Source organism: uncultured Jannaschia sp., assembly GCF_947494055.1.
GTDB lineage: Bacteria > Pseudomonadota > Alphaproteobacteria > Rhodobacterales > Rhodobacteraceae > Jannaschia.
In genome coordinates this window covers 1-24,681 of record NZ_CANLTR010000003.1, presented here as the reverse complement: position 1 = coordinate 24,681, position 24,681 = coordinate 1, and the positions used below count along the sequence as shown (strand labels likewise).

At 70.3% G+C, this 24,681-nt stretch carries 23 protein-coding genes; 9 read left to right on the top strand and 14 right to left on the bottom strand.

The genetic code is table 11. The features are described from left to right. The first annotated feature begins 298 nt into the window (after window positions 1–298). The 3 genes from ptsP to Q1A87_RS03610 all read left to right on the top strand — a co-directional run bounded on the left by ptsP (window position 299) and on the right by Q1A87_RS03610 (window position 3,205). Entirely contained in the window at window positions 299–2,530 is a 2,232-nt protein-coding gene (gene ptsP, locus Q1A87_RS03620; protein ID WP_299647163.1) for a phosphoenolpyruvate--protein phosphotransferase, read from the top strand. Between the two features lie 64 nt (window positions 2,531–2,594). After that, entirely contained in the window at window positions 2,595–2,819 is a 225-nt protein-coding gene (locus tag Q1A87_RS03615; RefSeq protein ID WP_299647161.1) for a transcriptional regulator/antitoxin MazE, read from the top strand. Beyond that, the gene (locus tag Q1A87_RS03610) at window positions 2,816–3,205 is read left to right on the top strand and encodes a type II toxin-antitoxin system death-on-curing family toxin (protein ID WP_299647159.1); all 390 of its coding nucleotides are present in this window, start codon (window positions 2,816–2,818) and stop codon (window positions 3,203–3,205) included. The genes Q1A87_RS03615 and Q1A87_RS03610 overlap by 4 nt, the downstream gene beginning before the upstream one ends. A 51-nt stretch (window positions 3,206–3,256) precedes the next feature. Here Q1A87_RS03610 and Q1A87_RS03605 read toward each other — a convergent pair whose 3' ends face one another. Both Q1A87_RS03605 and Q1A87_RS03600 read right to left on the bottom strand, forming a co-directional pair. Next, on the bottom strand, window positions 3,257–3,904 hold the full coding sequence (locus Q1A87_RS03605) for an OmpA family protein (RefSeq protein WP_299647156.1): 648 nt from the start codon (window positions 3,902–3,904) through the stop codon (window positions 3,257–3,259). A 153-nt stretch (window positions 3,905–4,057) separates the two neighbouring features. Next, complete coding sequence (locus Q1A87_RS03600) at window positions 4,058–4,933, bottom strand: bifunctional helix-turn-helix domain-containing protein/methylated-DNA--[protein]-cysteine S-methyltransferase (protein ID WP_299647154.1); 876 nt, start codon at window positions 4,931–4,933, stop codon at window positions 4,058–4,060. Window positions 4,934–5,058: 125 nt separating this feature from the next. Between Q1A87_RS03600 and nth the strand changes: the two genes are divergently transcribed. The 3 genes from nth to denD all read left to right on the top strand — a co-directional run bounded on the left by nth (window position 5,059) and on the right by denD (window position 7,780). After that, the gene (gene nth / locus Q1A87_RS03595; RefSeq protein WP_299647641.1) at window positions 5,059–5,715 is read left to right on the top strand and encodes an endonuclease III; all 657 of its coding nucleotides are present in this window, start codon (window positions 5,059–5,061) and stop codon (window positions 5,713–5,715) included. Between the two features lie 25 nt (window positions 5,716–5,740). Then, entirely contained in the window at window positions 5,741–6,718 is a 978-nt protein-coding gene (locus tag Q1A87_RS03590; RefSeq protein WP_299647152.1) for an adenosine kinase, read from the top strand. A gap of 78 nt (window positions 6,719–6,796) precedes the next feature. Then, the gene (denD, locus tag Q1A87_RS03585) at window positions 6,797–7,780 is read left to right on the top strand and encodes a D-erythronate dehydrogenase (protein WP_299647150.1); all 984 of its coding nucleotides are present in this window, start codon (window positions 6,797–6,799) and stop codon (window positions 7,778–7,780) included. A gap of 247 nt (window positions 7,781–8,027) precedes the next feature. Here the strand turns inward: denD and Q1A87_RS03580 are convergent, their stop codons facing one another. Continuing rightward, window positions 8,028–8,222: a SlyX family protein gene (locus Q1A87_RS03580; protein WP_299647148.1), complete on the bottom strand. Its 195-nt coding sequence runs from the start codon at window positions 8,220–8,222 to the stop codon at window positions 8,028–8,030. A gap of 71 nt (window positions 8,223–8,293) precedes the next feature. On the opposite strand from Q1A87_RS03580, the gene hisS reads away from it, so the two are divergent. From hisS to hisG, 3 genes are read left to right on the top strand one after another with little or no spacing between them, the layout of a single operon-like run. After that, window positions 8,294–9,898 (top strand): histidine--tRNA ligase, encoded by a 1,605-nt coding sequence (gene hisS / locus Q1A87_RS03575; RefSeq protein WP_299647146.1) that lies wholly within the window; start codon window positions 8,294–8,296, stop codon window positions 9,896–9,898. Next, complete coding sequence (locus tag Q1A87_RS03570) at window positions 9,895–10,995, top strand: ATP phosphoribosyltransferase regulatory subunit (protein ID WP_299647144.1); 1,101 nt, start codon at window positions 9,895–9,897, stop codon at window positions 10,993–10,995. Before hisS ends, Q1A87_RS03570 begins: the two co-directional genes overlap by 4 nt. After that, complete coding sequence (gene hisG, locus Q1A87_RS03565; RefSeq protein ID WP_299647142.1) at window positions 10,995–11,687, top strand: ATP phosphoribosyltransferase; 693 nt, start codon at window positions 10,995–10,997, stop codon at window positions 11,685–11,687. The genes Q1A87_RS03570 and hisG overlap by 1 nt, the downstream gene beginning before the upstream one ends. Before the next feature lie 108 nt (window positions 11,688–11,795). Here hisG and Q1A87_RS03560 read toward each other — a convergent pair whose 3' ends face one another. The 11 genes from Q1A87_RS03560 to Q1A87_RS03510 form a co-directional block, all read right to left on the bottom strand. Continuing rightward, window positions 11,796–12,392 carry a DUF938 domain-containing protein gene (locus Q1A87_RS03560; protein ID WP_299647140.1) on the bottom strand — a complete coding sequence of 199 codons (597 nt, stop codon included), beginning with the start codon at window positions 12,390–12,392 and terminating at the stop codon, window positions 11,796–11,798. Between the two features lie 53 nt (window positions 12,393–12,445). Beyond that, window positions 12,446–13,510 carry an FAD-dependent oxidoreductase gene (locus tag Q1A87_RS03555; protein ID WP_299647138.1) on the bottom strand — a complete coding sequence of 355 codons (1,065 nt, stop codon included), beginning with the start codon at window positions 13,508–13,510 and terminating at the stop codon, window positions 12,446–12,448. Window positions 13,511–13,598: 88 nt separating this feature from the next. After that, complete coding sequence (locus Q1A87_RS03550) at window positions 13,599–14,525, bottom strand: aldo/keto reductase (protein ID WP_299647136.1); 927 nt, start codon at window positions 14,523–14,525, stop codon at window positions 13,599–13,601. 112 nt (window positions 14,526–14,637) lie between these two features. After that, the gene (locus Q1A87_RS03545) at window positions 14,638–15,726 is read right to left on the bottom strand and encodes a BMP family ABC transporter substrate-binding protein (protein WP_299647134.1); all 1,089 of its coding nucleotides are present in this window, start codon (window positions 15,724–15,726) and stop codon (window positions 14,638–14,640) included. Between the two features lie 27 nt (window positions 15,727–15,753). Further along, window positions 15,754–16,683: an ABC transporter permease gene (locus tag Q1A87_RS03540; protein WP_299647132.1), complete on the bottom strand. Its 930-nt coding sequence runs from the start codon at window positions 16,681–16,683 to the stop codon at window positions 15,754–15,756. 43 nt (window positions 16,684–16,726) lie between these two features. Then, the gene (locus Q1A87_RS03535; protein ID WP_299647130.1) at window positions 16,727–17,809 is read right to left on the bottom strand and encodes an ABC transporter permease; all 1,083 of its coding nucleotides are present in this window, start codon (window positions 17,807–17,809) and stop codon (window positions 16,727–16,729) included. A 24-nt stretch (window positions 17,810–17,833) separates the two neighbouring features. Continuing rightward, entirely contained in the window at window positions 17,834–19,348 is a 1,515-nt protein-coding gene (locus tag Q1A87_RS03530; RefSeq protein ID WP_299647128.1) for an ABC transporter ATP-binding protein, read from the bottom strand. Further along, complete coding sequence (gene xdhC, locus Q1A87_RS03525; RefSeq protein ID WP_299647126.1) at window positions 19,345–20,229, bottom strand: xanthine dehydrogenase accessory protein XdhC; 885 nt, start codon at window positions 20,227–20,229, stop codon at window positions 19,345–19,347. The genes Q1A87_RS03530 and xdhC overlap by 4 nt, the downstream gene beginning before the upstream one ends. Then, complete coding sequence (xdhB, locus tag Q1A87_RS03520) at window positions 20,226–22,556, bottom strand: xanthine dehydrogenase molybdopterin binding subunit (RefSeq protein WP_299647124.1); 2,331 nt, start codon at window positions 22,554–22,556, stop codon at window positions 20,226–20,228. The genes xdhC and xdhB overlap by 4 nt, the downstream gene beginning before the upstream one ends. Continuing rightward, entirely contained in the window at window positions 22,553–23,911 is a 1,359-nt protein-coding gene (gene xdhA / locus Q1A87_RS03515) for a xanthine dehydrogenase small subunit (RefSeq protein ID WP_299647122.1), read from the bottom strand. The genes xdhB and xdhA overlap by 4 nt, the downstream gene beginning before the upstream one ends. Window positions 23,912–24,059: 148 nt before the next feature. Further along, window positions 24,060–24,681, bottom strand: a 622-nt coding sequence (locus Q1A87_RS03510) for a hypothetical protein (protein ID WP_299647121.1), incomplete at its 5' end; no start/stop codon positions are given.

Below are 24,681 nucleotides of genomic sequence, written 5' to 3'. Positions count from 1 at the left end.
ATAAAGCGTCGGGTCGATACCGTCGTCCGCCGCCTTAGCCGGGTCTTAAGCAATCGGGCGTAATTGTGGCGGCCATGTCGTCCCTCGATCGCCTCTCGCTCTACTGGTGCCTGCTCTGCGTCGGCGTGATGCTGCTGCTGCCCGCGCTGACCGGCGACGTGACCGCCCTGATCGCCCACCCCTGACGGGCCGAACGGCCGTATCCACCGGCCCCGGACGCCCGGCCCGCGCGGCAAAGCCCCCTCCCCAACCGGAACCGCCTCCGCTAAGGAGGATCCGGACGCGGACGGGGGGGCTCATGGCAGCGCCGAAGGACAGCGACAGCCGCAAGCTGCTGCGGCGGCTCCAGGCCGTCATGGCCGAGGCGGCCGAGGGGCAGGAGCGGCTCGACATGATCGTGCGGCTCGTCGCGTCGTCGATGATGACCGATGTCTGCTCCGTCTACCTGCACCGCGACGAGCAGACGCTGGAGCTGTGCGCGACCTGCGGGCTCAATCTGGAAGCGGTGCACGTCACCCGGCTGCGCGTGGGCGAGGGGCTGGTCGGTCGCGTGGCGCGCTCGCGGGGGCCGCTCAACACCGCCGACGCCCCCTCGACCAAGGGCTTCCGCTTCATGCCGGAAACCGGCGAGGAGGTGTTCTCGAGCTTCCTCGGCGTGCCGGTGCAGCGGCTGGGCGAACGGCTCGGCGTGCTGGTCGTGCAATCGAAGGACGCGCGCGAGTTCAACGAGGACGAGATCTACGCGCTCGAGGTCGTGGCGATGGTGCTGGCCGAGATGACCGAGCTCGGCGCCTTCACCGGCGAGGGCGAGGCGCTCCGGCCGCGGCACGCGAGCCAGGTCATGTTCAAGGGCGTCACCGGTCAGGAGGGTGCCTGCGAGGGCACGGTCTTCCTGCACGACCCGCGCGTGGTCATCACCAATCCCGTCACCGACGACCCCGAGGCGGAGGCCGCGCGGCTCCACGCCGCGATGGACGAGCTGCGGCTGTCCGTGGACCGGATGCTGGGCCAGGCCAGCGGCGACCGGGCGCAGGAGGAGGTGATCGAGGCGTTCCGCATGTTCGCCTATTCCCGCAGCTGGGTCAGGCGGATGGAGGAGGATATCAACGCCGGCCTCACCGCCGAGGCCGCCGTCGAGAAGCAGCAGACCGCCGCGCGGGCGCGGATGCGGGTGGCCGAGCCCTATCTCCGCGACCGGCTGGCCGATCTGGACGACCTGTCGAACCGCCTTCTGCGGATGCTGACCGGCCAGGGGCGCGACCGCGGCGTCCTGCCCGACAAGGCCGTCCTCGTGGCGCGCAACATCGGGCCGGGAGAGTTGCTGGAATACGGCCGCAAGCTGCAGGGCGTGGTGCTCGAGGAGGGATCGGTCGGCAGCCACGCGGCGATCGTGGCCCGGGCCTGGGCCATCCCGCTGGTGATCCAGGCGCAGGGGATCACGACCGAGGCGCTGTCCGGGGACCGCATCCTCGTCGACGGGGATCAGGGAATCGTCCACCTGCGCCCCGACGAGATGGTCCGCAAGGCGTTCGGCGAGAAGCTGGAGATGGCGGCGCAGGCGCAGAAGCGCTACGCCACGATCCGCGACACGGACTGCGTCACGCTCGACGGGGAACGCATCGAGCTGATGATGAATGCGGGGCTTCTGGCGGACCTGCCGTCGCTGCCGAGTTCGGGCGCGGAGGGCGTGGGGCTGTTCCGCACCGAGCTGCAATTCCTGATGCGCAACGTCGTGCCGAAGCGGGGCGAGCTGGCATCGCTCTATTCGGGGGTGATGGACGCCGCCGGCGGCAAGCCCGTCGTCTTCCGCACGCTCGACATCGGCTCCGACAAGGTGCTGCCCTACATGAAGGCCTTCGAGGAGCCGAACCCGGCGCTCGGCTGGCGCGCGATCCGGGTCGGCCTCGACAAGCGCGGCGTCATGCGGATGCAGTTGCAGGCGCTGCTGCGCGCGGCTCACGGTCGCGACCTCAAGGTCATGTTCCCCTTCATCGCGCAGATGCAGGAATTCCTCGACGCGCGCGGCCATCTGAGCCGGGAGATCGCGCGGGAGCGGGTGCTAGGCCATACCCTCCCGCGGGAGATCAGCGTCGGCGCGATGCTCGAGACGCCGTCGATGGCCTTCGCGCCGCGTCGCTTCTTCGAGGAGGCGGACTTCATCTCGATCGGCGGCAACGACCTCAAGCAGTTCTTCTTCGCCGCCGACCGGGAGAACGAGCGTGTGCGCCGCCGCTACGACACGCTGAACGTGAGCTTCCTGTCGCTGATCGAGCAGATCGTCGCGCGCTGCGCCGAGACGGCCACGCCGGTCTCGTTCTGCGGCGAGGATGCGGGGCGCCCGGTCGAGGCGCTGTGCTTCGTGGCGATGGGTCTGCGCTCTCTTTCGATGCGTCCGGCGAGCATCGGGCCTGTGAAGCACATCCTGTTGCGGACCAATCTCGCCGAGGTCCGCGATGTCATCGGACGCGCGCGGGAAGCCGGGGCGCAGACCGTGCGCGACGCGGTGATGGATTACCTGCGGGCCCGCTGATCGCGCCGCTGGACTTCGCAGGCCCGCTTCCGTATATACGAGCGGATACACCCCGGAGGTCCCGATGATCGAGACGAAGATCCGCAAGGTCGGCAATTCCGCCGTCATGACGCTCACCGGCGAGATGCTGGCGATGCTCGACGCGAAGGCCGGGGATTCGCTGTTCGTGGTGCGTGGCGACGACGGGTCGCTCCGGATCATGGCGCACGATCCCTCGGTGGCCGAGGCGCTGGCGGCGGCCGAGATGGTGATGGACGAGAACCGCGACCTTCTGGCCGCGCTGGCGTGACCGCACCCGTCTGGGTGCCGCTCCCGGCGATCCGGATCATCCACGACCGGCAGATCGCCCGCCACGGCGGCGCGCCGGGCCTGCGCGATGCGGGGCTCCTCGAAATGGGCGCGGCGCGGGCGCTGAACCTCGCCGCCTATGGCACGCCGGGCCTTTACGAACTCGCGGCCGCCTATGCCTACGGGATCGCCAAGGCGCATGCCTTCGTCGACGGCAACAAGCGCACGGCCTTCGTGACCGCGCTGACGTTCCTGCGCCTCAACGGCCTGACCTTCCGGCCCGACCCCATGGAGGGCGTGCGGATGATGGAGGATCTTGCGGCCGGCGCGGTCACGGAGGCGGCCTTCGCCGCCTGGCTCGAACGGGGCAGCACGCCGGTCGCATGAAAACACCCGCCGGATCGCTCCGACGGGCGTCGATCCATTCGGAAATCGCGCTCAATACGGCGTGATGACGACTTCCACGCGACGGTTCTGCTGCTTGCCGGTGGCGGTGTTGTTCGTCGCGATGGGCTGCGATTCGCCGCGGCCGATCGGAACGATCCGCGACGCGGGCACGCCCTGCGAGATCAGCACGCTCGCCACCGAACTCGCGCGCCGCTCGCTCAGGTCTTGGTTGTAGGCCGCCGGGCCGTCGCTGTCGGTATGGCCGATCACCTGCACCGAGGTGTTCGGATACTGGAGCAGGTTGCCGGCAAGCGCGCGGATGTCGCTCTGCAGGTCGGGCCGCAGGGTCGCGCTGTCGGTGGCGAACAGGATGTCCTGCGGCATCGTCACGATCAGCTCGTTGCCGGTGTTGTTGATCGTGATGCGGTCGTCGCCGAGCTGGTTGCGGAGGTCGGCCGCCTGTCGGTCGAGGCGGGACCCGACGGCGCCGCCGATCAGGCCGCCGGCGAGCGCGCCCCCGGCGATCTCGTCGGCGCGGCTGCCGCTGCCGGCCAGCGCGCCGGCCGCGGCGCCGACACCCGCGCCGATCAGCGCGCCGTTGCGGGTGCGGTTCGGCTCGCCGGTGGTCGCGTCGACGCAACCCGCGAGGACGAGGCTGCCTGCGAGGGCGGCGAGAACGGGGGTCTTGATACGTGTCATGTCGGTCTTTCCAGATGAATTCGTGAGCGGTCGTGCGGCACGCCAACGCATGCCCGGACGGCCTGTTCCGCCCCCTTCCCGGTCACGAATCGCATGGGCGGGGCTCTGCCGCAGATGACCGGAGCGCTGCCGATAGGCAATATCACACGGGCGTCAGGCGCGCGCCGCCTCCGCCCGCCCGCTTTCCCAGGCGAGCATCGCGCGCTTCACCGGCAGGCCCCAGTGATAGCCGCCGAGCCCGCCCGATTTCCGAAGCGCCCGGTGGCACGGGATGAGCCAGGCCACCGGGTTGCGCCCGATCGCGGTGCCCACGGCCCGGACCGCCCCGGGATTGCCGATCGCGCCGGCGATCTCGCCGTAGGTGGTGACGTGGCCCGATGGGATGCGCATCAGCGCCTCCCAGACCTTGATCCGGAACGGGCCGCCGATGAGGTGGAGCCGCGCCTCGCCCCGCATCTCGCGCAGGGACTCGGCGAAGGGCGCGACGGCCGCCGGGTCCTCCACCAGCCGCGCCGCGGGCCAGCGCGCGGCCATGTCGGCGAGCGCGGCGTCGCGCCCGGTCTCGGCAGAGAAGGACAGGCCGCAGAGCCCGCGCTCCGTGGCCATCGCCAGCATCTCCCCGAAGGGCCCGTCGAGCCATCCGTAGCGGATCACGAGCCCGCCGCCCCCCGCCGCGTAATCGCCGGGCGACATCGCCTCCCACCGCAGGAACAGGTCGTGCAGCCGTCCCGTCCCCGACAGCCCAGTCGAGGCGGCCGTTTCCAAAAGCGTGAACCGCTCCCGCAGAAGCGCCTTGGCGTGGCCGAGCGTCAGGTATTGCGCGAATCGCTTGGGGCTCACCCCGGCCCAGGCCGAGAAGGTGCGCTGGAAATGCGCGGGGCTCATCCGCATCTCGGCGGCCAGGTCCTCCAGCGAAGGCGGATCGTCGGCACGCGCGTCGATCAGGTCGATGGCGCGGCGAATGACGGCGTAGTGGTAGCGCGACGACGGCCCGGCCGCGGGCGCGATCTGCAGGGCAGTCTGTGACATCGGAGCCTCCGGCGCGACGAGTGTCCATGCCTGACCATAGCGGCACCGGCCCACGCCGCGCGACCCGGAACCTGCGGCAACGGCACCGACTTGCGAGCCTGCCCCGCCCGCGTCACAAGGGCGCCATGCCGCGCCCGCTCGACTACCCGACACAGAAGGCGATCTTCGCACGCTTCCACGCGGCGGTGCCCGAACCGAAGGGTGAGCTGGAGCACGTGAACGCCTATACGCTCGTTGTCGCCGTCGCTCTCTCAGCGCAGGCGACCGATGCCGGGGTGAACCGCGCGACCCGCGCGCTCTTCGAGGTGGCCGACACGCCCGAGAAGATGCTCGACCTCGGGCTCGAGGGGCTGACCGAACGCATCCGCACCATCGGCCTCTACCGCAACAAGGCGAAGAACGTGATGGCGCTAAGCCGCATCCTCGTCGAGGAGCATGGCGGCGATGTTCCCTCCAGCCGCGCCGCGCTGCAGGCCCTGCCCGGCGTCGGGCGCAAGACGGCGAACGTGGTGCTCAACATGTGGTGGGGCCATCCGGCGCAGGCGGTGGACACCCACATCTTCCGCGTCGGCAACCGCACCCGCATCGCGCCCGGCAAGGATGTCGACGCCGTCGAGCGCGCCATCGAGGACAACGTCCCGGCCGAATACCAGCGTCACGCCCATCACTGGCTGATCCTGCACGGCCGCTACACCTGCGTCGCGCGCAAACCGAAATGCCCGGCCTGCCTGATCCGCGATCTCTGTCCCTACGAGGACAAGACGCCGGAGGCGTCCGCCTGACCCCCATTCCGCGAGGACAAATCCCATGAGCTACGACGTCATCGGCATCGGCAACGCCATCGTCGACGTGATCTCGCCCGCCACCGACACGTTCCTCGATCAGATGGGGATCGAGAAGGGCATCATGCAGCTCGTCGAACGCGAACGGGCGGAGCTTCTCTACGCGTCGATGTCCGAGCGGGTGGAGGCGCCGGGCGGCTCGGTCGCCAACACGCTCGCGGGGATCGGCGCGCTCGGCCTGTCGACGGCGTTCATCGGCAAGGTGAAGGACGACGCGCTCGGCCGCTTCTACGCCAACACGATGGAGGGGGCGGGCACGGCCTTCCCGCATCCGCCGCAGCACGTGGACCTGCCCACCTCGCGCTCGATGATCTTCGTCTCGCCCGACGGGGAGCGGTCGATGAACACCTATCTCGGCGCCGGGGCCGATCTGGGCCGCGCCGACGTGCCCGACGTGTTCGGGCCGGGCATCCTGTTCCTCGAGGGCTATCTCTTCGACAAGGACGAGGGAAAGACCGCCTTCGCCGAGGCCGCCGCCAAGATGAAGGACGCGGGCGGCAAGGCGGCGATCACCATCTCCGACCCGTTCTGCGCCGACCGCCACCGCGCCGATTTCCAGCGCCTGATCGCAGAGGACATGGACGTCGCCATCGGCAACGCGGCCGAATGGACGACGCTCTACCAGACCGACGACCTCGACCGGGCCATCGGCATGGCGTCCGAGGCCTGCGAGATCGTCGCCTGCACCCGATCCGGGGAGGACGTGTGGATCCGCTCGGGCGACACCCGCGCCACCGCCCCCGTCACGTCCGCGACGGTCGTGGACGCGACCGGCGCCGGCGACCAGTTCGCCGCGGGGTTCCTGTACGGCCTCTCCACGGGACGCGATCTCGAGACGTCCGCGCGGATGGGCGTGGTCTGCGCCCGCGAGGTGATCGGCCATATCGGCCCCCGCCCCGCCACCGACATCGCCGCGCTGTTCCGCGAGGCGGGGCTCGCCTGACGCCGCCGGTGCCGTCGGGGCTTCCCGCCGGGCCGATCCGGGCCTAGCGTCGCAAGTGGATTACCGGGGGAGCCTCACATGCACATTCTCATAACCGGCGCGGCCGGCATGATCGGCCGCAAGCTGACCCAGGCATTGTGCGCACGGGGGAAGTTGCGCGGGCAGGAGATTACGGGCCTGACCCTGGTGGACGTCCACCCGCCGGTCCTGCCCGACGGCGTCACCGGGGCGGCGATGGCCGTGGACCTCACCGACCCCGCCGCCGCACCCGCCCTGATCGAGGCACGGCCGGATGTCGTCTTCCATCTCGCCGCGATCGTCTCGGGCGAGGCCGAGGCCGATACGGCGAAAGGCTATGCCGTGAACCTGAACGGCACGGTTGCGCTCTGCGAGGCGATCCTCGCGGAGGAGGACTACTGCCCGCGCTTCGTCTTCACCTCCTCCATCGCGGTCTTCGGCACGCCCCTGCCGGAGGTGATCGACGACGACGTGCCGCCCCGGCCGCTGACGAGCTACGGAACGCAGAAGCTGATGAGCGAGATGCTGATCGACGACCTGTCGCGGAAGGGCCGGCTCGACGGCGTGTCGCTGCGCCTGCCGACGATCTGCATCCGGCCGGGCAAGCCCAACGCCGCGGCTTCGGGCTTCTATTCCTCGATCCTGCGCGAGCCACTCGTTGGGCAGGAGGCGGTGCTGCCCGTCTCCGACACGGTCCGGCACTGGTTCGCCTCGCCCCGCGCAGCCGTGGGATTCCTGCTTCACGCGGCCGAGATGGACACCGCGCCGATGGGCCAGTCCCGAGCCCTCAACCTGCCGGGCGTGAACGCGACCGTCGGCGACGAGATCGCCGCGCTCGAACGCATCGCCGGACCTGCCGCCACCGCCCTGATCCGGCGCGAGCCGGACGAAACCATCGGGCGAATCGTCGCCGTCTGGCCCGAAGCCTTCGACCCCGCCCGCGCGCGGTCGCTTGGTTTCGAGGCGGATGCCGACATGGATGCGATCGTCCGCGCGCATGTGGAGGACGAACTCGACGGGCGCATCCCGGTCGCCGAAACCTGACCGTCCGGTCGAACCTGCGGCGCCTCCGGCGGGGATATTTGCAAAGCAAAGACGATGGGGCCCCGCCACCGGGTCCGACATGCGGAGGGGCGACGGGGCCGTCTTCGCTTGCGGTCATCGGCGTCCCCGCCTGTACCGCGCCGCGCATTTGCCACGACAGGCGTTAGGAGGACGTTAAGGTCGTCTTTGCTTCGAAAATATCCCCGCCGGAGGCTCCAACTAGCCGGCAGGCGCGACGGTCAGCGGCCTACCAATGCGGCGGACGCTGGTCGGCCAGCGGCACGGTGCCGGCGCTCGCGGCCTCAGCCTCCGCCGCGCGCTCCATCAGGAGTCGGACGCGGCGTTCCAGCGTCGCGATCTCGCCCGCCTGACGCGCCACGACGTCGGAGAGATCCTCGACCGTGCGGGTCAGGTGGGCGATGCGCTCTTCTAGGTCGGTCACGGGGAGGAGCCTCCGGGTTGTGCGCGCGGGGCGCGGAACGTATGGACCGGGCGAATTCGAGGGACCGGGTCATGGCCAGGAAAGACAAGCCCCGCCGCGCGCGGGCGGAGACGCCCAAGGGCTTCCGCGACTATTTCGGCGCCGAGGTCGTCGAGCGCAAGGCCATGCTCGACGCGATCGCCGAGATCTACCATCGCTACGGCTTCGACGCGCTCGAAAGCTCCGCAGTGGAGACGGTCGAGGCGCTGGGCAAATTCCTGCCCGACGTGGATCGCCCGAACGAGGGCGTGTTCGCCTGGCAGGAGGACGCGGACTGGCTGGCATTGCGCTACGACCTGACCGCGCCGCTCGCGCGCGTCTACGCACAGCATCGAAACGAACTGCCCACCCCCTACCGGCGCTACGCGATGGGCCCGGTCTGGCGCAACGAGAAGCCGGGGCCGGGGCGGTTCCGGCAGTTCTATCAGTGTGATGCCGACACGGTGGGCACGGCGAGCGTGGCTGCCGACGCCGAGATCTGCGCGATGCTTTGCGACACGCTCAAGAAGGTTGGGATCAACCCAGGCGACTATGTGGTGCGCGTGAACAACAGGAAGGTGCTGAACGGGGTGCTAGAGGCAATCGGCCTCGAAGACGAAGCGCATAGGGCTGCCGTTCTGCGCACCATCGACAAGTTCGACAAGGTCGGCGAGACCGGTGTGCGCGAGTTGCTCGGCGAGGGCCGAAAAGACCAGTCTGGAGCATTCATTGACGGAGTCGGTCTCGCAAACGATCAGATCGAAAGCGTTATCGTGTTTCTTGGCGCCCGGGCCAAAGCTGCGGCGCGGGTCGCGAGAGGGGAGCATACTCAAGGCGCAGGCATACGTCTTGAAGCAAGGACATCATCGGCAGCTAGCGAAAGATGGCGCTCTGACGACGAGCGTTTCTTAAAAATGGCATCCGACGATCCTGAGAGGCTTCTGAACTTCGAGACCCTCAACGAACTGCGCGGGTTGGTGGGAAGATCTGAAGTCGGCCTGCAAGGGATCGACGAGCTGGAGGAAATGGCCGATCTCCTCGACCTCCAGGGCTACGGCCCCGACCGCATCGTCATCGACCCTTCCGTGGTGCGCGGCCTCGGCTACTATACCGGGCCCGTCTTCGAGGCGGAACTCACCTTCGAGATCGCCGACGAGAAAGGCCGGCCGCAGCGGTTCGGCTCGGTCGCGGGCGGGGGGCGCTACGACGACCTCGTGACCCGGTTCACCGGGCAGGCCGTGCCGGCCACCGGCGTCTCGATCGGCGTGGACCGGCTCCTCGCGGCTCTGCACGCCAAGGGACGGACGGGAGGCGCAGCGGCCGGCCCCGTCATCGTCACCGTCATGGATCGCGACCGCATGGCCGAGTACCAGTCGATTTGCGCCATGCTCCGCGGGGCGGGCATCCGGGCGGAGGTCTATTTCGGCAACCCGAAGAACTTCGGCAACCAGCTTAAGTACGCCGACCGGCGGGGCAGCCCGGCCGCGATCATCCAGGGCTCCGACGAGGCCGCGCGGGACGTGGTGCAGGTCAAGGACCTCGTCCTCGGCGCGAAGCTCAGCCAGGACGCCACGGTCGAGGAATGGAAGGAGAACCCGTCCCAGACCGAGGTTCCGGTGGGCGACCTCGTTACCCATCTCCAACGCCTGCTGAAATGATCACCTCCGCCGACCGCGACCGCGCCGCCGACATCCTCGCGCGGTTCCGCGAGGCCGGCGCAGCGCCGGTGGCGGCGGCGATCCTGCAGCCCGCCGGTACGCTGCTCGACCTCTACGGCGAGGACATCCGCGCGCGCGCCTTCACCACGCAGGACCCGCTGGCCGGGGAGATGATGCTGCGCCCCGACTTCACGGTGCCGGTGGTGCAGGCGCACATGGCGGGCGCCTCCGATCCTGCGCGCTACTGCTATGCGGGCGAGGTGTTCCGGCGGCAGGAGAGCGATCCGGACCGCCCCCGCGAATACCTTCAGGCGGGCTACGAGGTGTTCGGCGCCTCTGACCCCGCCGATGCCGACGCGGAGGTCTTCGCGCTCCTGCACGAGGTGCTGGCCCCCTGCAAGCCGATCGCCGCGACCGGCGACCTGGGCATCCTGATCGCTGCCGTCGAGGGGCTGACGACGTCGGAACGACGACGCGCGGCCTTGCGTCGGCATATCTGGCGGCCGGTCCGGTTCCGCCGCCTGATGGAGCGGTTCACCGGCCAGGCGGCCCGGCCCGGGAAGCGCGCGGCGTTGCTTGCAACGCTGGAAGGTGTCCCGGTCGAAGAGCTCGTGGCGCGGGCCGGTACGGCGGTCGGACTGCGCGAGACGGGCGAGATCGCATCGCGGCTCGGGGCGCTGCGCGAGGACGCCGTCGAGCCGCCGGTGACGCGGAGCGAGGCCGACGTGCTCGACACGTTGCTGACGATGGAAGGGTCGATGGCGGAGGCGATCGACCCTCTGCGCGACATGGCGGTGGACCTGCCGACCCTCGGCCCGGCCGCCGACCGGCTGGAGGCGCGGGCGGATGCGCTGGCCCGGCGCGGACACGACCCGGCCGCCCTGCCCTTCGCCCCGGCCCGCAACCGGACGGCGATGGAATATTACGACGGCTTCACCTTCACCCTCTCCGCGCCGGGGCGGCCGGACCTGGCCCCGCTCGCCACCGGCGGACGCTACGATGCGCTGACCGCGGTGCTGGGCGGCGGGCGCGGCGTGCCGGCCGTCGGCGGGGTCGTGCGGCCGGGCCTGCTGGCCGGACTTGCGGAGGGCGCGTGATGATCCGCCTCGGCGTGCCGTCCAAAGGGCGGCTCATGGACAAGACCTTCGACTGGTTCGGGCGCCACGGCCTGACGCTCAGCCGCACGGGCAACGACCGCGAATATGCCGGCCAGGTCGAGGGGGCGGAGATTACGCTCGTACTGCTTTCCGCGGGCGAAATCCCGCGCGAACTCGCCACGGGACGCATCCATCTCGGCGTGACCGGCAGCGATCTCGTACGCGAGAAGCTCGTCCGTTGGGAAACGAAGGTGGAAACGATCGCGCGGATGGGGTTCGGCCATGCCGACCTCGTCCTTGCCGTGCCGCAGGTCTGGATCGACGTGGACACGCTCGACGATCTCGACGCGGCGGCGGCGCAGTTCCGTGCGACGCACGGGCACCGCCTCCGGATCGCGACGAAGTACCACCGGCAGGTGCGCGAGTTCCTGCGCGAGCACGGCGTGGCCGACTACGCCCTCGTCGACAGTCAGGGCGCTACGGAGGGGACGGTCCTGAACGGCACGGCAGAGGCGATCGCCGACATCACCTCCACCGGCGAGACGCTTCGGGCGAACCACCTCAAGGTGCTCGACGACGGGTTGATCCATGCGAGCCAGGCCACGCTGTTCCGCTCGCTACCGGCCGCCTGGGATGCGCCGGCCCGGCGGGAACTCGACGCGCTCCGGACGCGGCTCGCAGCGACAGGGTGAGGCTGCGGATGACGAAGCGATAGCGCTCTGTTCTCGCCCGGCCCCAGTTTGTGGTCTGGCTCGTCCGGTCCGCATACCGGAACCGGATCATGGATGCCGTTCAGCCGTTCATAGACCCGGCACGGCGGCGGCGCGGCCGAAGATCATCAGGTTGCCCGCCGGCATCTCCACCACCTCGACGTCGAGACCGAGCACGCGAAGCACGGTTTCCAGCACGGCGACGTCCTTCAGACCCACAGCCTCGTCCTGGGCACGCAAGTGGGCGTCGAAGGCCCGGTCGGCGGCGCTGATCGCGCGCCCGTCGCGCAGGAACGGGCCGTAGATCGCCAGCATGCCGCCGGGCGAGAGCGCGCGATGCGCTTCGTCGAGCAGCACCGACATCTCGCCGTCCGAGATCAGATGCAGCAGGTTGACGATGACGACCGCGTCCACCGCGCCCGGCGTGGCCCAGCCGGTGCGGCAGGCGTCGAGTTCCACCGCCTCCAGCACGTTCGACAATCCCCGGCAACGCGCGTCGATCGAAGCGCGGCGCGCGGCGTCGGGCTCGCTCGGGTGGAAGATCAGATCGGGCCGGTGCGTCGCCATTGCAGCGACGTGCTGGCCGGTGCCGGACGCAATCTCCAGCACGTGGCCCGATTGCGGAAGCCGCGGCAGGAGCGCGTCGAGGATGGGGCGCTGGTTACGTTCCGCGGACGGCGCCGTCATCCGGCCTTCCGCATCCGGTTTCGCTTCCATGCCCGCCGTTTTCAGACGACGGATCACGCGAAGCGCCCCGGATCGAGGGCCGCGACGAGGTCGGCGTCGAGCGCCGGGGAACGGCCCGCCACTAGATCCGCGAGCAGGGCCGACGCGGCGGGCGCCGTCTGGAAGCCGTACCCGCCCTGCCCGGCGAACCACCAGAGCCCGGGCCGCGCGGCCGGGCCGATGACGAGACACCGATCGGGCGCGAAGGTCCGCAGCCCGGCCCAGGTGGCGAGCGGCCGCGTGACCGGTTCCGTCACCGCATTCTGGTAGCGGTCCAGCCCCTCGGCGAGGGTCATGTCGTCGGCGAAGGCGTCCATCGGCTCGGACGGGTCCTCCTCGGCCGGGGACACGATCAGCGCACCGGCATCGGGCTTGGCGTACCACGTCTCGCCCGCGCCGAGCAGCATGGGCCAGCCGGAGACGTCGTGCCCGCCCGGCGCGGCGATCCGCGCCATCGAACGGCGGAGCGGCGTCAGGCCCAGCGGGTCGAGCCCGGCCAGTGCCGCGATCCGGTCCGTCCACGGCCCGGCCGCGAGCACGACATGGCGGGCAGTGACCTCCGCGGGGCCGGCGCGGACGGACCAGCCGCCGGGAACGGGTGCGATCCCGTCCACGCGCCGTCCGGTCGCGACCTCGCCCCCGGCGCGGATCGTCGCGAGGTAGCTCTGCAGCATCCGGTCCGTGTCGATGTCGAAGGCGTCCGCGTCGACCGCGACGCGCGTCACCGCATCCGACAGGATCGGCACCGTCCTCCGCGCCGTCGCCACCTCCGACTCGTGCAGCGCCATGGCGTCGAGATCACGCGCGAACGTCGCCTCCTCCCCTGCGCATCCGACAAGCATCAAGCCGCGCGGGCCGAGCCATCCCCCCGCCTCGTGCGCCGCCCGTGACGCGCGGTTGAGCGCGACGACCGGCGGCAAACCGTAGCTCTGCTCGAAGAGGGCGGCGGACCGGCCGGTGGCGTGATAGCCGAACGCGTCCTCGCCCTCCCACAGCGCGACCGATCCGAGCGACGCCAGCGCCGCTCCGGCCGACGCGCCGGCGATACCGCCCCCGATTATCAGTATGTCGTGATCCACGGCCGCCCCCTCTCACACCGTTGCTTGCCGTCTCAACCGCCCGGGACGGGCGGCGTCGGGTCCGCCCCGATCCGCGTCTTGCGGACGCTCACGCCTCTTCCAGCCGGTCCGGGGCGGGGGTGGGGCTGAGCGCGGTCAGGCGCGCCATCAGGTCCGGGTCGGGGGACAGTTCCATCGCGGCGAGCGACGGCGCCAGTTGCGCGGCGTCCCGCGCGCTGACGATCGGGGCCGTGACGGCCGGGTTCGCCGCGACCCAGGCCACGGCCAGCGTCGCCGGATGGTGCCCCGTCTCGGCGGCGATCTCCGTCAGTCCCGCGGCCGCGCGGTGCATCCACTCGGGCCCGTATCGCTTGGCGTAGCGGTCGTCGACCGTCAGCCGCCCGGTCTCGCCGCGCGCATACTTGCCCGACAGCAGCCCGCCGCCCAGCGGCGAATAGGGCACGACGGCGATGCCCTCGGACGCGGCCATCGGCAGAAGCTCCACCTCCGCCTGCCGCTTCACGAGGTTGTACATCGGCTGGATCATGTCGATGCGGATGTCGAAGTACGCGGCCACCGCCTGTGCCTTCGTCACCTGCCACGCGGCGAAGTTGCTGACCGCGACGTGCCGAATCGTGCCGGCATGCCGGAACTCCGCCAGCGTCTCGAAGCTCGCCTCGAGCGGCGTGTCGCCGTCCCAGCGATGCAGGTAGAGGATGTCGATCACGTCCATGCCGAGGCGCGCGCGGCTGTCCTCGAGGCTCGCCCGGATGTTCTCGGGCGAGGCACCGCCGGAATAGGCCGCCTTGGTGGCGATCACGAGGGCGTCGCGCTCGGCGGCGGCGAAGCGGCCGAGCAGGGTTTCCGACCGGCCCTCGGTATAGGCATGGGCCGTGTCGAAGAAATTGACGCCGGCCGCGCGGCAGGCATCGTACATGCCGCGCGCGGCCGCCTCGTCGGCATTGCCGCCGAATTGCATGGCGCCGAAGCAGAGGGGAGAAAGAGGGGAGCCGTCGGGAGCGGTGATTGTGTTCATGCCCATTCGTGCCATGCCGGGCCCCGTCCGCCAAGTCCCGATGGTGCGGCACGCGGCTACACGCGGACGGGCGCGCGGCGCGCCCCCGCGCCCCGGGCGCCGTAAGGCGCGCTCAGTTCGGGATGTCGCCCGTGATGCCCTCGACGTAGAAGTCCATCCCGGCAAGCTCGCCGTCCTCGGCCACCTCGCCCTCGGCCAGCCATTCGCTGCCGTCCTGCTTGTTGATCGGGCCGGTGAACGGGTGGTAGCTGCCGTCGGTGATGTTCGCGATCATCTCCTCGGCGGCGGCCTTCGCCTCCTCGGGCACGGCGTCGGTGATCTCGCCGATCACGACCTCGCCCTCGGCCATGCCGCCCCAGCTCGCCTGCTGCTCCCAGGTGCCGTCCATGACCGCGCCGACGCGCTCGATGTAATAGGGCGCCCAGTTGTCGATGATCGAGGCGACACGCGGCTCGGGCTTGAACTCCGCCATGTCGGAGGCCTGCCCGAAGGTGAAGACGCGGCCCCCGTTCGCGTTGGCCTCCTCGGCGGCGGCCTGGGGCGCGGTCGAGTCGGTATGCTGCAGGATGACGTCCACGCCCTGGTCGATCATCGCACGCGCGGCGTCGGCCTCCTTGGCGGGGTCGAACCAGGTATAGGCCCAGGTCACGACCATCTCGACGTCCGGGTTGACCTCCTTGGCATGCAGGTAGGCGGAGTTGATGCCCTGAATGTTCTCGGGGATCGGGAAGGAGCCGATATAGCCGATCTTGTTCGTCTCCGTCAGGTGACCCGCCAGAGTGCCCAGCACGGCGCGTCCTTCGTAGAAGCGCGCATCGTAGGTGGAGACATTCGGATGGTCGCGCTTGAAGCCGGTCGCATGTTCGAACTTCACGTCGGGGAACTTCTCGGCGACCGCGTTGGTCGCGTCCATGTAGCCGAAGGAGGTGGTGAAGATGATGTCCGCCCCGCCGAGCGCCATCTGCGTGATCGCCCGCTCCGCGTCCGCGCCTTCGGGCACCGATTCCTGATACACGGTCTCGACCCGGTCGCCGTATTCCTCCTCGAGGGCGAGACGGCCCTGGTCGTGCTGGTAGGTCCAGCCGCCGTCGCCGATCGGGCCGACATAGATGAACCCGGCCTTGATCGGATCGTCCTGGGCCAAGGCCGCCCCGGTCAAGCCGAGCGTCGCCGCGAGGGCGAGGAATGTCTTGTTCGTCATGGAAATCTCCCGGTTGGATCGCCCCTCTCAGGTGGAGGCGTGGAATGGTCTGGCCAGATCGGCGGGGGCGGCCCCGCCGCGTCTGGCGCGGATCGATATGAGCACGAGGACGAGGATGGTGACAAGGTAGGGCGCCGCCGAGAGCAGCTCGACCGGGACCCGTGCGCCCGCCGTCTGCAGGTTGAGCTGCAGAACCGTGATGCCGCCGAAAAGATAGGCACCGACCAGAACCCGCTCCGCCCGCCACGACGCGAAGACGACGATGGCGAGCGCGATCCAGCCCGCGCCGGCGGTCATGCCCTCGGTCCATTGCGGCACCCGCACGAGCGAGAGGTAGGCCCCGCCCAGCCCCGCGCAGGCGCCGCCGAAAGCGATTGCCGTCATCCGCACGCGGCGGACGTGATAGCCGAGCGCGTGGGCCGCGTTGTGGCTCTCGCCCACGGCGCGCAGGATCAGGCCCGCACGGGTGAATCGCAGGAACGCCCAGACGCCCGCGACGAGGAGGAGGGAAAGATAGACGATGGGGTCGTGCCCGAAGAGCACGCGGCCCACGAAGGGCAGGTCCGACAGCGCGCCGAGGTCGACTCGCCCGAGCGAGTTCGCCTTGATGCCGACATAGCCCTGTCCGATCAGCGCGGAGAGGCCAAGCCCGAAGAGCGTGAGCGCCAGTCCCGTCGCGACCTGGTTCGACAGCAGCACTTGCGTCAGGAACCCGAAGAGGAGCGCCATCGCCGCGCCACCGATCGCGGCGGCGAGGAAACCTGCCCAGGGCGAGCCGGACTCGATCGCCGCGACGAAGCCGGTCACCGCGCCCATGATCATCATCCCCTCCACCCCGAGGTTCAGAACGCCGGCCTTCTCGACGACCATCTCGCCCAGGGCGGCGAGCAGGATCGGCGTCGCCGCGACCATCAGCGAGGCGACGAGGAGCGTGGGGGAGATCGCGGAAAGGTCCATCAGGTCATCCGTCCATGCGGCTCGTGGTAGGTCGGATCCGGGCTCACGCAAGGGCACCCCGTCCGACCCGCACCCGGAAGTTCGACAGGACGTCCACCGCCAGCAGGAAGAACAGCAGCATTCCCTGGAACGCGCTGATCGCCGCGCCGGGGATGCCGAGATTGGCCGCCGCGTTGTCGCCACCCACATAGGTCACCGCCATCAGCAGCCCCGCCGCGACGATGCCGAGCGGGTTCAGCCGGCCGAGGAATGCGACGATGATCGCGGTGAAGCCGTAGCCCGAGGCGAAGTCGATGCTGACCTGCCCCGCCGGCCCCGTCACCTCGAAGAGCCCGGCGAGACCCGCGAGCAGACCCGACAGGCCGAGGCAAAACAGCACGAGCCGCGCCGGCGCCACGCCCGCGAAACGCGCCGCACGGGGCGCCTGCCCGGCGAGGCGGATGTGGAAGCCCATCAGGTGGCGGGTCATCAGCACATGCGCGAAGATCACCGCGATCAAGGCCGCGACCACGCCCCAGTGCATCCCCGTCCCCGCAATCAGCTCGGGGTTCGCCGACGCCTCCCACTGCGACAGGTTGCGCGAGCCGGGGAAGCCAACGGCGTCGGGGTTCCTGAGCCAGCCCACGGCGGCGGAGGCCAGCAGGTTGTCGGCCACGTAGACCAGCATCAGCGAGACGAGGATCTCGTTCGTGCCGAGCGTCACCTTCAGCACCGCCGGGATCATCGCCCAGAGGAACCCGCCCAGCGCGCCGCAGACCACCATCAGCGGGAAGATCAGCGCGCTTTCGGACGGGTAAAAGGCCAGCCCGGCCGCCGCGCCCGCGATGGCGCCGACGATGTATTGCCCCTCCGCCCCGATGTTCCAGATGCCCGCCCGAAACCCGATGGCGAGCCCCGCCGCGATCAGGATGAGTGGCGCGGCCTTCACCAGAAGCTGCGCGCGGAAGTACCACGCGAACTCGCCGAGGACCGGGTCCCAGAAGATCGTGCGGAGCGCTTCAAGGGGGTCCTGACCCAAAGCCGCGAACATCAGCCCGCCCGACACCATCGTCAGCGCGACCGCGAGGAGCGGCGAGGCCGCACCCCAGACGCGCGACGGCGTCGGACGACGCTCCAGCCGGATCACGCCGGGGCCCCGCGGACGGACGCTTCACGCATGCGCCGCCTCCATGTCATGCGCCCCGCCCAGCATCAGGCCGATCCGCTCCATCGTCAGGTCCGCCGTGGGCACGGACGTGCCGAGCCGACCCGCGTTCAGCGCGGCGAAGCGGTCGGAGATCTCCAGAAGCTCGTCGAGATCCTGCGAAATGACGATCACCCCCGCGCCCCCGGCGGCGAGGTCGAGCAGCGCCTGCCGGATGGCGCTCGCCGCGGCCGCGTCCACGCCCCAGGTCGGCTGGTTCACGACCAGTACGCGCGGGTCCTGCAGCACTTCCCGCCCGATCACGAACTTCTGCAGGTTGCCGCCGGACAGGCTGCGGGCAGCGACTTCGGCGCCGGGCGTGCGGACGTCGAAGCGCGCGATGACCTCGTCCGCGAAGGTCCGGGCGAGGCCCCAGTCGAGAAAGCCGCGCCGAAGCATCCCCTTCCGCGCGCCCCCCGTAAGTGCCGCGTTCTCGGTCAGCGTCATGTCGGGTGCCGCGGCATGGCCCAGCCGCTCCTCCGGTGCAGTCAGCAAACCCGCCCGACGCCGGGCCACGGGCCCGAGCCGTGAGACGTCATGCCCCTCGAACGTGACCGAACCGGCCGCCGAAAGGCGTTCCCCGGACAGCGCGGCCAGCAGCTCGTCCTGCCCGTTCCCCGCGACCCCGCCGATGCCCAGCACCTCGCCCGCACGGAGCTCGAGCGCCACCTCGCGCAACGGCGTGCCGAACTGCGACACCGGCGGTAGTGAAAGCCCCTCGACGCGGAGCAGCGTTTCGCCCGGCGCCCCGCCGCCCGATTTCGGCGCGGTCAGCTTCGCGCCGACCATCCGCTCGGCCAGCTCCGCCACCGAGGCTTCGCGCGGGTCGCATCCGCCCACCACCCGGCCGCCCCGGAGGATCGTCGCGGCGTCGCAAAGCGTACGGATCTCCTCGAGCTTGTGGGAGATGTAGAGGATCGACGTCCCCTCCGCCGAAAGCTGCCGGAGCGTCGCGAAGAGGATCTCCACCTCCTGCGGGGTCAGCACGCTGGTCGGCTCGTCCATGATGAGCAGCCGCGGCTCCTGCAACAGGCAGCGCACGATCTCCACCCGCTGCCGTTCCCCCGCCGACAGGTCGCCCACCAGCCGGCCCGGGTCGAGCGGCAGGCCGTATTCCTCCGACACGGCGCGGATGCGGCGGGCAAGGTCGCGCATCGGCGGCGGCGTCTCCATGCCGAGCGCCACGTTCTCGGCCACGCTCAGCGCGTCGAAAAGGCTGAAATGCTGGAACACCATCGCCACACCCGCGGCCCTAGCCTCGCGCGGCTCGGCCGGGGCGAAGGGCTGACCGTCGAGGCGCATCCGCCCCCGGTCGGGCTTCACCAGCCCGTAGATCGTCTTGACCAGCGTCGACTTGCCCGCCCCGTTCTCGCCCAGCAGCGCATGAACCCCGCCCCGCGTGACCGCGAAGGACACGTCGTCGTTGGCCACCACGCCGGGATAGGCCTTGGTCAGCCCCTCGAGTTCCAGAAGTGCGGTCAAGCGCGCGTCCCCCCGTGCGCCTCTGCGGGCGCGTCCCCGGAGAGTAGACTCGCCGCCACGCCCACGGCAATGGCCTGGGGGTGCTTGCCGAAGGACGGCTCGCCGATCGGGCAGCGGATGCGCGCGATTGCCTGCTTTTCGTGCCCGAGCGCCATGAGCCGCGACCGGAACCGCGCCCATTTCGTGGCCGACCCGATCACGCCGCAGGACGCGAAGCCCCGCCCGAGCGCCGCGTGGCAGAGTGCGAGGTCGATCTCGTGGCTGTAGGTCAGGACGAGGTGGTGCGCGTCGCCCGGCGCATGCGCCATTGCGCGCGGCATGTCGGCCGCGACCAGTCGCGTCACCCCGTCCGGCACCACGCCGAACCGCGACGCCGCGACGTCGACCCAGGTGACCGCGATATCCGGCAGGGGCGTCAGCACGTCGGCAAGCGCCGCGCCGACATGGCCGGCCCCCCAGATCCAGACGGGTCGCACGCCCGCGGCCGCCTCCTCCCGCAACCACCCGTCGGCAAAGGCGAAGCCGCGCAGATCGGGCGCCGGACGCGACCCCTCCACCCGCCTGAGCCAAGGCAAGTCCGGCAGCGCGTCGAGCCGTTCGAAAACCAGCGTTACCGCGCCGCCGCAGCATTGCGCGAGCGCCGGGCCGAGCGGCATCCGCGCCACCCGCGGCCCGCCCGCGGTCAGAACCTCTCGCGCGATCCCGAGCGCCCGCCATTCCAGCGCCCCGCCGCCGATCGTGCCGTCGAACCCGTCCGCCCAGACGACCATCGCCGTCCCCGCCTCACGCGGGACCGAGCCGCGGGCCTCGGCCACCAGCACGCGGACGACCGGCCCGTGCGCCGCGATCAGCGCGCCCAGCCGCGTCGTGTCGAAGCTCACCCGAGCCGCCGCACCGCGCCCAGCACCCGCTCCGCCGTCGCCGGCGCGTCGAGCGCGGGGTAGCCCGTCCCGCAGGCCGCCACCGCGTCCGAGAGCGCGAGGAACACGCTGATCCCGTGCATCAGGGGCGGCTCGCCCACGGCCTTCGAGCGGTAGATCGTCTCCGCCCGGTTCGGCGCGTCCCAGAGCGCGACCTCGAACACATCCGGCACGTCCGAGGCGCAGGGGATCTTGTAGGTCGAGGGCGCGTGCGTCCGGAGCCGCCCCGCTTCGTCCCACACCAGCTCTTCCGTCGTGAGCCAGCCCGCCCCCTGCACGAACCCGCCCTCGATCTGCCCGATGTCGAGCGCGGGGTTCAGCGAGGCGCCGGCATCGTGCAGGATGTCGGTCCGCAGGATCCGGTTCTCGCCCGTCAGCGTATCGATCACCACCTCCGAACAGGCCGCCCCGTAGGCGAAGTAGTAGAACGGTCGGCCCCGTCCCGCCGCCCGGTCCCACTCGATCTCGGGCGTGGCGTAGTAGCCGGTGGAGGACAGGGAGACACGCCCCGCATAGGCCATCGCCGCCGCCTCTTCGAACGGGTAGGTCGCGCCACCGACATTCACCGCATCTTCCGCGAAGACGACCGACGCCGCCTCCGCCTGATGCGTTTCCGCCAGAAACGCGGCGATCCGGTCGCGGATCGTGTCGCAGGCGGCGCGCACTGCCATCCCGTTCAGATCCGCCCCCGAGGAGGCCGCCGTGGCGGAGGTATTCGGAACCTTGCCGGTATCCGTCGCCGTCACCCGCACCCGCGCCAGGTCGCAACCGAAGCGGTCGGCCGCCACCTGCGCGACCTTCGAGTGGAGCCCCTGCCCCATCTCCGTCCCGCCGTGATTCAGGTGGATCGAGCCGTCGGCATAGACATGGACCAGCGCCCCCGCCTGATTGAGATGCGTCAGCGTGAAGCTGATCCCGAACTTTACCGGCGTCAGCGCGATCCCGCGCTTCAGAACCGGGTTCGCCGCGTTCCACCCCGCCACCCGCCGGCGCCGACCGTCATAGTCGCAGCTTTCGGCCAGTTGCTCCGTCAGTGCGCCGAGGCAGGAATCCGTGACCGCCTGCCCGTAATGCGTCCGGCCCGTGCCGCCCGCCGGCATCTTTGCTTCCGAAATATCCCCGCCGGAGGCGCCGCCTTCGCCCCGCGCGTCCGCGTAGAAGTTCGCCCGCCGCACCTCCAGCGGATCGCGCCCGACCGCATGCGCGACATGATCCATCACCCGCTCGATCCCAAGCATCCCCTGCGGCCCGCCGAACCCACGGAAGGCGGTCGCGGACTGTGTGTTGGTGCGTAGCCGCCAGCTCTCGATCGACATGACAGGGATATCGTAGGCGTTGTCTGCATGCAGCATTGCCCGGTCGGCGACCGGAAGCGACAGGTCCTGGCTCCAGCCGCAGCGCGTCCAGTGCAGGAACCGCACGGCGAACACCCTGCCCGCCTCGTCGTGGCCCACCTCATAGGCCACGCGGAAATCGTGGCGCTTGCCGGTCACCACGAAATCGTCGTCGCGGTCGTAGCGCATCCGGCAGGCGCGGCCCGTCCGCTCGGCGGCAACGGCGCAGGCCACGGCGAGCGCGTTGCCCTGGCTCTCCTTGCCACCGAACGCTCCGCCCATGCGCCGCACCTCGGAGCGGACCGCGTGCATCGGCACGCCCAACGCCTCCGCCACTTTGTGCTGGATCTCGGTGGGATGCTGGGTGGAGGTCAGGACGTGCATCTCCCCCGCCTCGGAGGGGATTGCCAGCGCGGCGTGACCCTCGAGGTAGAAATGCTCCTGTCCGCCGATCTCGATCTGTCCTTCGAGCCGGTGGGGCGCCTCTGCGAGCCCCGCCGCCACGTCCCCGTCCGTCCAGACGCGCGGCCCGCCGTCGAACCAGCTTTCCGCGTCGACCGCGTCCTCGATGGTCAGGATCGCCGGCGCCTCCGTCACGCGCGCCTCGTGCAGACGCGCGGCGCGGCGAGCCGCGAGATGCGTGTCGGCCACGACAAGATAGAGCGGCTGCCCCGCGTAATGGATCTCGCCCGTGCAAAGGAGCGGCTCGTCGCCGTTCGAGGGCGAGCAATCCGGCATCGGGTCCAGATCCTCCGCCGTCAGCACCGCCACCACGCCGGGTGCTTCGCGCACCGCGGAGAGATCGAGCGCGTCGAGCCGCCCCCGCGCGACCTCCGCCAGCCCGAAAGCCAGATGCAGGCAGCCCTTCGGCGCCGGGATGTCGTCGGTGTAGCGCGCCGTGCCGGTGACGTGCAGCCGCGCACTCTCATGCGGGAGGGGCTTTGCGACGCTCATGCCTGCACCGTGAGGATCGAGGGCGCGTCGGTGGCCAGCCGCCGCAGCATCCCCTGTGCCGCCTGCAACCGGTAGCCGGCCGATGCGCGCATGTCCGTCAGCGGCGTGAAGTCCTCCGCCAACGCCTCCGCCGCGGCGGCCAGGGTCTCCGCATTCCGCGCACGCCCCTCCAGCGCCGCCTCGGCCGCACGCGCCCGCTTCGGAATGCCCGCCATGCCGCCGAACGCGATCCGCACGTCACGCAGTGCGCCGTCCGCCTCGGGCAGGTTGAACGCGCCGCAGACGGCGGAAATATCTTGGTCGAACCGCTTGGACAGCTTGTGGCACAGGAGGCTGTCGGCCCGCCGCGGGATCGTCACGCGCTCAACGAACTCGCCTGGTTGGCGGTCCTGCTTTCCGTAATCGAGATAGAAGTCTTCGAGCGGCATTGACCGCCGCACGTCGCCCCGTCGCAAGTGCAGCTTCGCCCCGAGAGCGATCAGCGGCGGCGGCGAATCCCCGATGGGCGAGCCGTTGGCGATGTTGCCGCCGAGCGTCGCGGCGTTGCGAACCTGTACGCTGCCGTAGCGGCGCAGGAGCTCGCCGAAGGACGGGTGATACGGCGCGACCGCGGCGCGCAACGCCTCGATGTCGGTCATCGCGCCGATCTCGATGGCGTCGTCCGTCACTGCGACACCCCGCAGGTCGTTGCAGCCGGCGAGAAAGGCGATCCCGTCCAGCGCGCGAAACTGCTTCGTCACCCAGAGGCCGACATCGGTCGCCCCGGCGACGAGCGTGGCGTCGGAGTGGTCGACATACCATTCCGCCAGTTCGTCGGCGCTTTGCGGATGGAACGTGCGTGCACTCCGGATCGCCGGCGCGGGCGCCGTGTCGCGCATATGGTCGGGGATCGGTTCGCCCTCGATATCCCGCGCCGCGCGCAAGATTGGCGCATAGCCGGTGCAGCGGCAAAGGTTCCCCGCGATCTGGTCGGCGTGGTCGGTGTCGCCCCGCGCATGCGCCGCCGCCATCGTCGTGACGAAGCCCGGCGTGCAGAACCCGCATTGCGAGCCGTGCCGGTCGATCATCGCCCGCTGCACGGGATGCATCGTGCCGTCCGGCCCGGTCAGCCCCTCCACCGTCCGCACGGCGCGCCCCGCAAGCTGCGGCAGGAAGAGGATGCAGGCATTGAACGCCCGCGGCACTCCGTCCGCGCCGGTCACGATGACCGAGCAGGCCCCGCAATCGCCCTCGTTGCAGCCTTCCTTCGTGCCCGGCAGACCGGCCTCGTTTCGGAGCCAGTCGAGCAGGGTCGCGGTCGGATCGTCGGTCGTGGCGGTGACGTCCTCGCCGTTCAGACGGAAATCGATCTCCATTGCACGTGGTCCGCCGCGTTACGTATGGCCCGGGGAACCCCCTCGATGCGGCGTAGAGGGGGCGGGTGGCACCGATAGGAGCGCAGCGGCGCGGGTGATGCAAGCCTGTTGGCCGAGATGCGACCGCCGAAGGCCACGAGACCCCGTGTCAGGCTCGGCGCGCCTTCCTGAAAGGCCAGCGAATTGCGCTGTCCGTCCCGGGTCGGAAGGATGCGTAGACGTATGCGGCCAGGACCGAGATCGCGAGCATTTCCCCGCCATCCTCGACAAGCAGAAGAATCTGGCCGTAATCCTCCGCCATGGCATGCACTGCGTCGACGACGACCCCGAAGAAGATGATCGGTACGAAAAGCACTCCCGCCATCCGGACCTTGGCGAGTTCGGAACGCGGGGCGCCACCCAGGCTCAGTCCGACAGCCGACAGCCCGAGCAGACCGATCATGACCCATATGACGATCTCGGTGCCGCTTCCGCTATCCGCGCGAAGGGCAGGAAAGGCGGTCATCAATATTTCGGACCCGCGTTCATGCAGCTGGAGCGCGTCGTCCGCGAGCACGAGCAGCACGAAGAATGCGAGCGCCATGTAGAGACGGAGACCGGTCACACGCCAGGTCAGCACGAAAACGACCGCCATGAGCGACCATTTTGCGTAGTTCAGCATCTCCCCGGCGCTCCAGTCGGTCGTGTCGCGAAGGTGGTGGAAAATCGAGGGCGGCGTAATCTCCGGGTGAGTCAAACCACCTGACCGGCGGCGGCAACCGCCAGGGAGA

Excerpts from the sequence above, each read along its gene's own strand:
- nth (WP_299647641.1), top strand. The coding sequence starts at position 5,059 with ATGCCGCGCCCGCTCGACTACCCGACACAGAAGGCGATCTTCGCACGC.
- Q1A87_RS03605 (WP_299647156.1), bottom strand. The coding sequence starts at position 3,904 with ATGACACGTATCAAGACCCCCGTTCTCGCCGCCCTCGCAGGCAGCCTC.
- hisG (WP_299647142.1), top strand. The coding sequence starts at position 10,995 with ATGATCCGCCTCGGCGTGCCGTCCAAAGGGCGGCTCATGGACAAGACC.
- Q1A87_RS03590 (WP_299647152.1), top strand. The coding sequence starts at position 5,741 with ATGAGCTACGACGTCATCGGCATCGGCAACGCCATCGTCGACGTGATC.
- Q1A87_RS03545 (WP_299647134.1), bottom strand. The coding sequence starts at position 15,726 with ATGACGAACAAGACATTCCTCGCCCTCGCGGCGACGCTCGGCTTGACC.
- Q1A87_RS03615 (WP_299647161.1), top strand. The coding sequence starts at position 2,595 with ATGATCGAGACGAAGATCCGCAAGGTCGGCAATTCCGCCGTCATGACG.
- xdhB (WP_299647124.1), bottom strand. The coding sequence starts at position 22,556 with ATGAGCGTCGCAAAGCCCCTCCCGCATGAGAGTGCGCGGCTGCACGTC.
- ptsP (WP_299647163.1), top strand. The coding sequence starts at position 299 with ATGGCAGCGCCGAAGGACAGCGACAGCCGCAAGCTGCTGCGGCGGCTC.
- xdhA (WP_299647122.1), bottom strand. The coding sequence starts at position 23,911 with ATGGAGATCGATTTCCGTCTGAACGGCGAGGACGTCACCGCCACGACC.
- Q1A87_RS03570 (WP_299647144.1), top strand. The coding sequence starts at position 9,895 with ATGATCACCTCCGCCGACCGCGACCGCGCCGCCGACATCCTCGCGCGG.
- hisS (WP_299647146.1), top strand. The coding sequence starts at position 8,294 with ATGGCCAGGAAAGACAAGCCCCGCCGCGCGCGGGCGGAGACGCCCAAG.
- denD (WP_299647150.1), top strand. The coding sequence starts at position 6,797 with ATGCACATTCTCATAACCGGCGCGGCCGGCATGATCGGCCGCAAGCTG.
- Q1A87_RS03540 (WP_299647132.1), bottom strand. The coding sequence starts at position 16,683 with ATGGACCTTTCCGCGATCTCCCCCACGCTCCTCGTCGCCTCGCTGATG.
- Q1A87_RS03560 (WP_299647140.1), bottom strand. The coding sequence starts at position 12,392 with ATGACGGCGCCGTCCGCGGAACGTAACCAGCGCCCCATCCTCGACGCG.
- Q1A87_RS03550 (WP_299647136.1), bottom strand. The coding sequence starts at position 14,525 with ATGAACACAATCACCGCTCCCGACGGCTCCCCTCTTTCTCCCCTCTGC.
- Q1A87_RS03600 (WP_299647154.1), bottom strand. The coding sequence starts at position 4,933 with ATGTCACAGACTGCCCTGCAGATCGCGCCCGCGGCCGGGCCGTCGTCG.